Here is a 6071-nt window from a genome sequence, read left to right as displayed (position 1 = left end):
TCGGATATATCCCGCCCGCGGAGGCTGAGGCAAACTTCCACCAGCAACAAGCAGGTCAGGCCATGGCGGCCTGACTTAAACGAAACGGCCTCCACAGAACCCGGGGCGATTCAGTAGAGCTCTGGTACGACCTGCATGGGTGCTCACTCAAAGACCACAAATACCGACTTGCTCGCACCATGGCGGTAGTCGAGCGACTGCATAACCCATGCGTGTCTGACTTCGATACGCTCGCCTGGGCCCGTTACCGCCAATCACGTCTTAGGGATGTGTCGCCGCACACGGTCAACCATGAGCAGCGTTACCTCTCTGCTGTTTTCTCAGAGCTGACCCGCCTGGGGGCATGGGTGGGAAACAACCCTCTCGCCAAGGTCCGCCAGATCAAGACCGATCAGGTAGAGCTCACATTCCTGACCTTGGCGCAGATCGAACAACTCCTCGAGGAGTGCCGCAAGTCCACGAACAACCACACCTACCCGGTGGCGCTGATCTGCTTGGCAACCGGGGCTCGTTGGGATGAAGCGGAGTCGCTGCAGCGCACGGCCATCTTCGGCGGCAAGGCACACTTCCACCGGACCAAGAACCGACAGTCAAGGTCAGTGCCGATCCCGGCAGAAGTGGAGGCGATAGCGCTCAAGATCGGGATGCCCGGTAATGGCAGGCTGTTCATGTCCTGCAGGGCTGCGTTTCGGAGTGCGTACCAACGCTGTGGCTTCCACACACCGGGGCAGATGACCCATATCCTGCGGCACACCTTTGCCAGCCACTACATGATGGGCGGCGGGGACATCCTCAGCCTGCAGCGGATCCTGGGGCACTCGTCGATCACGATGACTATGCGCTACGCGCACCTGTCTCCCGATCATCTTGAGTCGGCCTTGAGGTTGTCGCCTCTCGCGCAGAGTGATCATTCGGTGGTGGCACCATGCGGAAGCGTGGGTTAACATGGTTTAACGCTTAACGTTAAGGATTAAGGCGTGATTCTGAGCTTTCAATGTCAGGAAACTCGAGCTCTGTTCGAAACGGGTGATTCGCGGCGCTGGCGAAACATCCTGAACGTCGCTACTCGAAAGCTGGTGATGCTCAACGCGGCCACTGAGCTTCGAGACTTGCAGTCCCCGCCCGGCAATCGGTTGGAGCAGTTGGCTGGCAACAGGGCTGGGCAATACAGCATCAGGATCAACGATCAATGGCGGATTTGCTTCGAATGGACCGAGGCAGGCCCTGCCAACGTTGAGATAGTCGATTACCACTGAGGAGGAGGCACCATGGCAATCAATGGCATGCGGCCCATTCATCCTGGAGAAATTCTGCGAGAGGAGTACCTGGAGCCACTTGGCATCGCTCCGGCAGCGCTTGCTCGTGCGCTACATGTATCCGCGCCGACCGTGAACGACATTGTCCGTGAACGTCGCGGGATCACTGCTGACATGGCTCTGCGACTGGGCCGCTACTTCGATACCTCCGCCCAGTTCTGGATGAACCTGCAGACTGAGTACGCGCTGGCGACTACGTACGCAGAGGCTGGCGAAGAGATCGAGCATGAGATAGAGCCGCTGCGAGCGGTCGGATAGGCCAGTCAGTTCACATACCACACGGAAGTTCAAAGCCCTGTATGAAGAAGCTCATCCTCATCCTTGCTGTCGGTTTCGCTGCGTGGCAGTTCCATTTCAAACACCAGGATCGCCAGACGATCACAAGCTACGACAGTAATAGCTTCACCGCTCAGCCTGCTTCGCCCAGCCTTGCTCGTTCGTATTCGTGTGATGGGCGGACTTACTGCTCGCAGATGAGCTCGTGCGAAGAGGCGACTTACTTCCTGCAGCACTGCCCTGGAGTGAAGATGGACGGGAACAATGATGGCGTCCCCTGTGAGCAGCAATGGTGCAACTGAAAGGGGGCGTAGACAGGGTGTAGTCACTTTGTAGTCACTACCCCAGAAAGCACAAAGGGCTAGCTTGCGCTAACCCTTTGATTTGTATGGTGGCTACACCGGGACTTGAACCTGGGACATCAGCATTATGAATCACCCGAGCAGCAACCTGCTGGCCCACAAAGGCCCATAAACCGGGCATGTCAGACACTCACCAGCCACGTAAAACCACAGTTTTCCAACAAAATTGCTTCATGTAGTCACGTCGGAAATTTGTGATATCTGGTGGTGATCTCCTAAGCGATTTATTAGTTTTTCTCCGGAATCTAAGCTCTTTATGAGGTTCTGGACTTCTTCGATGTAGGATAATTTGAGAACAAGCTTGTCTCGTCTATCGTTTAACTCTGAGATCATCTTCCCCATTAAAATTGCAAGTGTGTGTCGGCTTTCGTTTTTAGGGCTAAGAACCATGAAATAATACGGCGATGGAAAGTGGTTTGGCACTATATGTTGTTCTATAACTTCTTGAATGCCTTCAAGCGAGGTGTCATAGTTTCCAATGACCGGCCCCTTTCCTAATTCCAATAGGCGGAATTGCTCATTGGAGCTTCCTGTAATTTTTGCAAATACTAGATAAGTTTTATCTTTATAGGCTGGATGGTAGCTAAGGTTATTATCGGTGTTCGCGACTGCAAGATAGCCAAATTTTGGATAATTATTTAGGTGTTCTGTTTCTGTGTATGCCTCGGCTATCTTTGGCTTTATGTGGTCCTCTAAGTAAGCTCGCCATTGTTCAAATTTTTCAATGACTCGTGGAGTTTTTTCCTCAAATAGGCTTAGCTCAAGTATTCTGTATCCGAGTGCTAAAATAATTAGGCCTGATTGTATGGATGCATATAGAGGAAGGGCGAACGGCGTCTCTGATCTTATGCCTTTGTATTCTATGAGGGTGTCAACCGACGTTGCTAAAGAAAATACAGATTTGTGCAGTTGCTCCCTTAGGTCGTCGCTGAATTTCTTATGTTTTTTTATGTTCTCTAGAATGTCTGTCACGCCATTTATGTGTGTTGTAATTTGGGCGTGGAGCATTTGCCGAGTAGACGCTCGTTCGTTCTCGGCGATAAATTCTTGCAAGGCTCTGATTTCATTTAAGATTTGATCTAGTTTTTGATTTACCATTTCTAGTTGTTTGGAGACGGATTCTCTCCAATCTTTTTCTGAGCTTCTTACAGCTTCTACTATTATTGCTCCTATACCGCCCCCGAGTGATGCGGCAATACTATCGGCTACGCTGTATAGAATTTCGTCCCACGGAAAATCAGAGCTTGAATTGCTTTGTGTTGATATGGCGTAAAGAGATGTTTCGGTTAGGGAGTATTTTTTGAAGAGGGATTCTGCTTCTATTTCAAGCATAACAACCTCCGGATAGTTATATTTGAAAAGAGAGGTTTCTGAGTCGAGATTTTTAGCTTAGCTAAGAATCTGAATTTTTGTAGTTCTTCTGGGCTGGACAGTGACGCGCATTTGCTCTGGATATTTTCAACTCGGACCTTGAGGGTAATTGTCGTTTTTGCCAGAGATTCCTGGATTGGCCGAACTCGTCTCGCTCACACAATGAGTGCTTTTGGAAAGCTTTGAAGTAATCAGTTTTTTGGGTGCTGTTTTGTTGAAAAAACCTAGACTTGACAGCCACTTATGCCTAGTATTTGCACAAGATTCTTCCCCCTGTCGGCGCTGATTGAAAATTGACCCACCCTGCCGATTGAAAAATGACCCAGGGCGGCTTGCCGATTTTCACCTCGGCAATTGTGGATAAGCCTAGCAGTCGACAAACCTGCAAACGAAGCTGACCCCACCTTCCAATCCTGTGGCGGGGTCAGCCCGGCGAGATCAGAACGGGTCGTCCTCCGCTTCTTCCCCATGCTGCCGTTTGCGCTCCCGTGCCTGGATCTTGGTCTGGGCAGCCAGACTGCTGTTTTGCAGGCGGTAGGATTCGTTGCCGGTTTCGACGATGTGGCAGTGGTGCGTCAGCCGATCCAACAGCGCCGTGGTCATCTTGGCATCACCAAACACACTCGACCATTCGGCGAAGCTGAGGTTGGTGGTGATGATCACGCTGGTGTGCTCGTACAGCTTGGAGAGCAGGTGAAACAGCAGCGCGCCACCGCTTTGGCTGAAGGGCAAATACCCCAGCTCATCGAGGATCACCAAATCCGCTCGCAGCAGCCCGCGGGTGATGCGTCCCGTCTTGCCCTCGTGCTTTTCGCGCTCCAGCAGGTTGACCAGGTCGACCGTGGAGTAGAAGCGCACCCGCTTGTTGTGCTGCGTGATGCCGGACACGGCCAGGGCCGTCGCCAGGTGCGTTTTCCCCGTCCCCGGGCCACCGATGAACACCACGTTCTGCGCGGTATCCGTAAACGTCAAACTGGACAGTTCCTTGACCAGCCTGGCGTCGGCACTGGAGACACTGAAGTCGAAGCCCGCCAGGTCGCGGTGCATGGGGAGCTTGGCCATGTTCATCTGGTGGCTCACCGAGCGCACGGCGCGATCGGCATGCTCCTGTTCAAGCAGATGTTCGAGCAACCATTTGGATGACGCCGTGGTGGATTCGCCCTGAGCGGCCAGCTCGGCCCAGGCGTTGGCCATGCCGTGCAAACGCAGCCCTTTGAGTTCGTCGGTCAGATCACGCATTGCGCACCTCCTCATCGGCGCTGCGCAGCCGGTCATAGCGCGCCGTATTGGCGACCGGTGCGACCTTGAGGTGCAGCTTGGTCTCGACCGAGGGTGGAGCTTCGGTCGAGGTCAAACGGGCCACGACGTTCAGGATGTGATCGGCACTCAGGCTGCCGGATTCCAGTACCAGTTCCACCGCGACCAGCACGGCATCCAGGCCGGCAATGGGCACGGCGGCCAGCACCTGGGTCATGATCCGATCACCCTGGGCGTGTCGCCTCAGCCCCTGCCTGAGCAGGCGCAACGGCTTGGGTAAGTCAGCAAACGGGGCGCCGTTGCGCAAGGCACCCGGCTTGCGCTCGATCAGCGGGAGGTAGTGTTGCCAGTCATAGCTGACCTGGTCTCGATCAAACAGGCGCGCGTGGCTGGCAATCATGCCGTCATCGGCCATCACCACGATCCGCGAGGGATAGAGCCGGCTACTGACCCACTGGCCGACGCGCTCACAGGGCACTGAATAGCGGTTGCGGGCCACGCTGATCAGGCCGGTGCTGGAGACGCGCACCGTCCGTTCGACGTAGCCATCGAACGCGGTGGGCATCGGCATCATTTCCGCCCGCTCCAACTCCAGGACTTCCGCCACCGTCAGCCCGTTGTACTGCGGGTGTGCCAGCTCGCCCCACAAGGCTCGACAGCGCTGAGCGAGCCAGGCATTCAGCTCTTCGAGGCTGTGAAAGGTGCAGGCGCGGGCGTCCAACCAGATGCGCCGCCGGCTATCCTGCACGTTCTTTTCGACGATGCCTTTTTCCCAGCCGGACGCGACGTTGCAGAAGTCGGGGTCGAACAGGTAGTGCGAACACATCACCGTGAAACGGGCATTGACCGTCCGGCCCTTGCCCTTGCTGACCTTGTCGACCGCCGTCTTCATGTTGTCGTAGATGCCGCGCCGGGGTACCCCGCCCAGTGCCGCGAAGGAACGGGTATGGGCATCGAACAGCATTTCATGGCCCTGACTGGGATAGGCCACCAACCAGAAGGCACGGCTGGCACACAGCTTCAGGTGCGAGACCTGGAGGCGTCGGAAGATGCCGCCAATCAGCATCCCTTCCTCGCTCCAATCAAACTGAAAGGCCTCACCCAGCGCGAACGCCAACGGCACAAAGGCGCGTACCGCCTTGCCTTGTTCACCCCGCCAGTGACGGATGAAGGCGGTGAGCTGGCTATAGCCGCCGTCATACCCTTCAGCCCGGATCATCGACAGCAACGCCTTGGCACTCCGGCGATTCTGCTTCGCCCTGAAGGCATCGGCCCGGAGTGCCCGCTCCAACGTCTCGTGAAAGGGACTGAGCTTGTTGAACACGGCCCGCCGCTGGTAGACCGGCTGCGTTGACTCGGGTGCTCTGACCCATTTGCGGATGGTGTTACGCGACAGCCCGGTACGCTTGGCTATCTCATGCAAAGACAGCTTGTCGCGAAAGTACATCCGCCGAATTTTGCCCATCATTTCCATGCTGATCACCCCTGT

Annotated in this window: 6 protein-coding genes and 1 pseudogene; 4 read left to right on the top strand and 3 right to left on the bottom strand. The window is 55.2% G+C overall.

Going from position 1 to position 6071, the window contains the following annotated elements:
- Positions 1 to 107: 107 nt before the first annotated feature.
- The 4 genes and pseudogenes from FFS60_RS21250 to FFS60_RS21235 all read left to right on the top strand — a co-directional run.
- Positions 108 to 944 (top strand): annotated as a pseudogene (locus tag FFS60_RS21250) (tyrosine-type recombinase/integrase); the annotation flags it as partial.
- Positions 945 to 977: 33 nt separating this feature from the next.
- On the top strand, positions 978 to 1256 hold the full coding sequence (locus FFS60_RS21245; protein WP_137823074.1) for a type II toxin-antitoxin system RelE/ParE family toxin: 279 nt from the start codon (positions 978 to 980) through the stop codon (positions 1254 to 1256).
- Positions 1257 to 1268: 12 nt separating this feature from the next.
- Positions 1269 to 1574 (top strand): HigA family addiction module antitoxin, encoded by a 306-nt coding sequence (locus FFS60_RS21240; RefSeq protein ID WP_137823073.1) that lies wholly within the window; start codon positions 1269 to 1271, stop codon positions 1572 to 1574.
- Positions 1575 to 1615: 41 nt separating this feature from the next.
- Positions 1616 to 1894, top strand: a complete 279-nt coding sequence (locus tag FFS60_RS21235; RefSeq protein WP_137823072.1) for an excalibur calcium-binding domain-containing protein — start codon at positions 1616 to 1618, stop codon at positions 1892 to 1894.
- A 231-nt stretch (positions 1895 to 2125) separates the two neighbouring features.
- Here FFS60_RS21235 and FFS60_RS21230 read toward each other — a convergent pair whose 3' ends face one another.
- The 3 genes from FFS60_RS21230 to istA form a co-directional block, all read right to left on the bottom strand.
- Positions 2126 to 3286: a hypothetical protein gene (locus FFS60_RS21230; protein WP_137823071.1), complete on the bottom strand. Its 1161-nt coding sequence runs from the start codon at positions 3284 to 3286 to the stop codon at positions 2126 to 2128.
- A 477-nt stretch (positions 3287 to 3763) separates the two neighbouring features.
- Entirely contained in the window at positions 3764 to 4564 is an 801-nt protein-coding gene (gene istB, locus FFS60_RS21220; RefSeq protein ID WP_137823070.1) for an IS21-like element helper ATPase IstB, read from the bottom strand.
- The gene (gene istA / locus FFS60_RS21215) at positions 4557 to 6056 is read right to left on the bottom strand and encodes an IS21 family transposase (RefSeq protein ID WP_171016555.1); all 1500 of its coding nucleotides are present in this window, start codon (positions 6054 to 6056) and stop codon (positions 4557 to 4559) included. Before istA ends, istB begins: the two co-directional genes overlap by 8 nt.
- Positions 6057 to 6071 lie beyond the last annotated feature (15 nt).

The sequence above is a fragment of the Pseudomonas sp. D(2018) genome (assembly GCF_005502555.1).
GTDB lineage: Bacteria > Pseudomonadota > Gammaproteobacteria > Pseudomonadales > Pseudomonadaceae > Metapseudomonas > Metapseudomonas resinovorans.
The sequence above is the reverse complement of the archived record's forward strand: the minus strand, read 5'-3'. Positions and strand labels throughout refer to the sequence as shown.